Source organism: Mesorhizobium sp. M2A.F.Ca.ET.037.01.1.1 (assembly GCF_003998075.1).
GTDB lineage: Bacteria > Pseudomonadota > Alphaproteobacteria > Rhizobiales > Rhizobiaceae > Mesorhizobium.
In genome coordinates this window covers 1-4215 of sequence record NZ_RZSA01000599.1, presented here as the reverse complement: position 1 = coordinate 4215, position 4215 = coordinate 1, and the positions used below count along the sequence as shown (strand labels likewise).

At 56.7% G+C, this 4215-nt stretch carries 4 protein-coding genes; 1 reads left to right on the top strand and 3 read right to left on the bottom strand.

What is annotated here, in order from left to right:
- Nucleotides 1-1020: porin (locus tag EOA27_RS25075; RefSeq protein ID WP_145970515.1), on the top strand; the 1020-nt coding region annotated here is incomplete at its 5' end.
- 482 nt (nt 1021-1502) lie between these two features.
- On the opposite strand, the gene EOA27_RS42285 is transcribed toward EOA27_RS25075, so the two are convergent.
- The 3 genes from EOA27_RS42285 to EOA27_RS25065 form a co-directional block, all read right to left on the bottom strand.
- On the bottom strand, nt 1503-2159 hold the full coding sequence (locus tag EOA27_RS42285) for an SGNH hydrolase domain-containing protein (RefSeq protein WP_245475459.1): 657 nt from the start codon (nt 2157-2159) through the stop codon (nt 1503-1505).
- Nucleotides 2060-3373 carry an acyltransferase gene (locus EOA27_RS25070; protein WP_245491154.1) on the bottom strand — a complete coding sequence of 438 codons (1314 nt, stop codon included), beginning with the start codon at nt 3371-3373 and terminating at the stop codon, nt 2060-2062. The genes EOA27_RS42285 and EOA27_RS25070 overlap by 100 nt, the downstream gene beginning before the upstream one ends.
- An 83-nt stretch (nt 3374-3456) precedes the next feature.
- Entirely contained in the window at nt 3457-4017 is a 561-nt protein-coding gene (locus EOA27_RS25065) for a CpaD family pilus assembly lipoprotein (RefSeq protein ID WP_063169261.1), read from the bottom strand.
- Nucleotides 4018-4215: the final 198 nt, after the last annotated feature.

Sequence of the window (4215 nt, the reverse complement as noted above, 5' to 3'; positions counted from 1 at the left end):
GGATATTCCTATATTCCCAACACCGAGACCTGCCTGCGCATCGGCGGCTATGTCCGTTACGATATCGGCCTGGGTGACGTCCGATCGTATGACAGCGCAAGAACCTCGGACGTGAGAACTGGCGAGGACCAAGGCACTTGGCGAAACAGCACACGCTTCACGTTCAAAACTTGGACCGGCCAGCAGACCGAGCTCGGCGCGTTGACGACCTATACCGAAACCCACGTGAATTTTGGCAACAGCGCTAACTCGCATGACAGTCCTCAGAACTATGATTTCAACAGCGGCCTCGCACTGGCTTCTGCCTGGGTCGAGCTGGGAGGCCTGCGAGTTGGCAAGGAGGGGTCGGCCTTCGATACGTTTGTAAGCTACGCTGGCGACGTTCTCGATAGTATGCTCGTTCCGTCGGCCGGCTTCGACACCAACGTGGCTCAGTACCACTTCGACGCCGGCAACGGCATTTCGACTGTGATTTCGCTCGAACAAGGATCGGGCTCAGCCGGTACTATCGACAGCTATATTCCGCACGTTGTCGCCGGCTTGAAATACACGCAAGGCTGGGGCTCGATCACCGGCGTCGCGGCTTATGACAGCAATTACGAAGCTTTTGCCGGCAAGATCCGCGTCGACGTCGCTGTCACAAACCAGCTGTCGCTGTTTGGACTCTTCGGCTACGGTTCCAATGCCAGTCTCAACGAGGACTCAAACGGCGCAATTGCCAATCATGGGCGCGGCTCGTACAAAATCTGGAACGGCCAGTGGGCTTTCTGGGCGGGCGCCACCTACGAGTTTGACGAGAAAACTTCGTTCAACCTTCAGGTCTCGGGTGATCAGCTCAAGGATGCTGGTGTGGCTGCAAACGTCGCCTACATGGTCGTTCCCGGCTTCACGGTCACAGCCGAGGTCGATTACGACCACTACGGCAACTCTGGCCTCGGCCCTGCCGAGCCTACCGCCGTCAAGGGCACGAGCAAGCCGAACAGCGTCGGCGGCATTCTCCGCTTACAAGGCTCATTTTGAAATCTCTCCAGTCGCGAGCATGGCAAAGGCACTTGCCTCGACAACGCACGCATGGAGAGCTTCGTTCGCCATCTTGAAGTCTGCATCGACCGTCCACGGCCCATCGTACCAACTAGAAACTGAAAGTTATGAGCCCTGTGTACTACACCTAGCCCTTGACCTGCCCGATGAACCGGCCAGGGGCCGTCAGTTCAAATTCGGGGCCGCTTAGAGGGCAGTGTGAGGCCGTGTTAGGTAAGCGCCACTGCAATGTCGAGGCCGCGACACGCCTGTCGCTTTGGACGGCTGGAATTGCCCTTCGCGGCGCCATTCATTCTCTCAACATTTACGTGATAATGCACGCTGAGTCCGAGCCGCGTGGCAGCACCCATCCTAGGTCACTATCGGGGGGCCTTAAACCTGAACAGCTCCATCGTCGCGGCTGCTGCGGAAGCAGGAGCTATCACTGGGACCCGTACTGGTGCTTGTCAGCCGCTGAGCCGCTACTTCGTCTTAGGAAGAGCATTGTCCTTGCCAAAAGCCGGCCAGTATTTCGAGATTGCCAGTGTGGCGCCGGCTGAAGAGAAATGACCATAGTCGAAATATAAAAACTCTCCTCTATCGGAATAGGCGCAGCGTCCTGCGCTGCACAGGAATTTCAGCGGATCGATGAATGTGGCGCCTTTGGTAAATGAGCGCACACGTTCGTTGATGTCGGGGTCCATCGCGATCGGCCAGGACGTATCGTCCAGATTTTGGCGCTTGGCGAAGAACGCAATTTTCCGGACGTCAGTTGGGAACTGCGGAGACTGGCCGATGACAAACACGCGCACGCCCAGGGCACGAAGCGTAGCGATTGTTTGCTGAAGACCGTCGAAACCTCTGACCTCATAGTCACTCCATCTACCGCTGAGGATAACCGTCTTGATGTCCGCTTCCAAGATGACGTCCAAGGCCTTGCGATTGAACCGGACACAATCAAGACGATCGTAAGGGTAGTAATAGAGTATCGGCGCGCAGCTGGCGTACGTATATTCAACGATGTTCGCCTGCAATCGATTTATGTTAGCACCCAAGCCGGAAACATAGTGCGCGGCGAAGGAGTCGCCCCACAAAAAAACCGTTGTTGGAAAACCGCTGGTGCGCGTGCAATCCTCCATATTCCAGCTTTCGATCCGGCTGGTGCCCTCGTTGAAACAGATGCCATTCCTCCAGTCCCCGACGGAAATGCGCCGCTGGACATAGTCCGGAAACCGTTGCGGAAAGCCATTGCCGAGCGCCCCCGCCGCTCCGCCGGCACAAAGGACAACGATCGCGAGCGCTGAAAGGCGAAGATAGGCCCCGGGGAGGTGAAGGCCCTCTTCTGTCGAAACGGCTGCTCTACAAACTTCCAGGAGAATGCAGCCAATGCGAGGCTTGCCACCAACATCGCACCGGTCATCAACGGATCGAGTTTTTGGAACGAAAGATAGTGCGCGAACGCATTGAGAGGCCAGTGAACAAGATACAACGAATACGAGATGAGCCCAATCCAGACCAGCGGCCGGACTTCGAGCATGCGGGTGGCGACCGTCGAGGGGGTATTTTGGCCAACATAGATCAGAAGGGCCGTTCCGATGCATGGATACAAGGCGTTGTAGCCTGGGAACGGATCACTCGCCGAAATCGCGAAGAACCCGATGGCGAGAAGGCCAAATCCGGCCACCCCCACCGACTCCATCAGGAATCGGTTGCCCAGCGGCGAGGGGCATTTGAGCATGAGCAGGGCGCCCAACATGAGTTCCCAGATTCGGGTCGGCAGCAGATAGAATCCGGCGGTGGGTGCCAGCGATGTCGCCATCACCGCCACTACGAAGCTGCAGAGAATTATCGGAAGAAGTGTCGTCAGCCAGCGCTTCCCGATGTAGCGATAGATTAGGAACATCAGGATTGGTGCGAAGATGTAGTACTGCTCCGCTACGGAAAGCGGCCAAGTGTGCAACAGTGGTAGAAGCGCGGCATCGATAGAGAAGTAACTTGACGTTTTCCAGAAGAAAACGTTCGACCAGAAGGTCGAGGTAGCTATGATGCTAAGACTGAATCCGCGCAGATCCGGTGGCAGAAGAATGAACAATGCTGCAATGCAGGTGAGAAGCATCACAAAGACGAGCGCCGGCAGAATGCGCCGGGCACGGCGCCAGTAGAAGTTGACGATGGAAAATTGGCCGCGTTCAAGGTCATCCAGGAGGCTTCCGCTGGTTAGGTAGCCGGAGATGACGAAGAAGATATCGACCCCGCTAAAGCCACCCGGGATCGCCGAAATTCCGAAATGAAAGAGTACGACCGGAAGTACAGCAACGGCCCTAAGGCCCTCGATATAGCGCCTATATTGCATCCAGCGGTTCCTTTTATTTTAGATCAGGACGCGATTGGAAGCTTTCAATCTCCGGTAGGAGTGCTGCCGAGATAAGGGCGGTATCAGCCACCTTTATCCGTCCCGAATGTTCTGTAAGTTGCAACTGGTACAGAAGCACGATCGCCATCGCCGGCCTTGACGGCCTGATTGTCGAGCAGATCGCGCGGATCGTTGACCATCACGGCCAGGTTATGTCCTGTCGAACAACCAAGCGGCTGTTTGAAGGATTCTTCATTGGGTAAGGCACCATATGAGGGACAGACCGGCGGACGGGCGTGATAGACAATCGCCTCAATTCGCACTGAGCCGGCGTCGTGTTGATCGCGCAATTGAATGTTGTCTTCTTCGATTGCCAACTGCCTGGCCTGATGGGCTACCCCTGCGCTGAGCTGGGGCGAACCGCTGATGAGGAGGTGGATGGCATCGAACCGGCCGCGACTGGCCTTGTCTAGGAAAACACGCAAACGCTGCCGTTCGGAAGCGCGCAGGCTTTGCAACGTCAGGACGGTGGTCTCCTCTCGGACAAGCATTGGTGCCGATGGTTCGACATCAACTGGCGTAGTGCTTGTGCAGCCACTTACGCTTGGTGCCAGAGCGACAAAGAGGATTATAAAACGCAACATCTTTGGATGACACTATTCGATGATGAAGCCGAGACCGCCCTGGGCGCTTGGCGCGCCCGCACGGATAGCAGCGCGGTCTCGCGGGGGACTTGTCACGGAATTCGTCGGAGCGCCCCCTCCGTTCAAAGCCGGTGCCGCCCGCTCGGTCGGTGCGCTCATCTGGTTTGGGTTGGAGCCTGGTCTTACAATGTAAGGCGT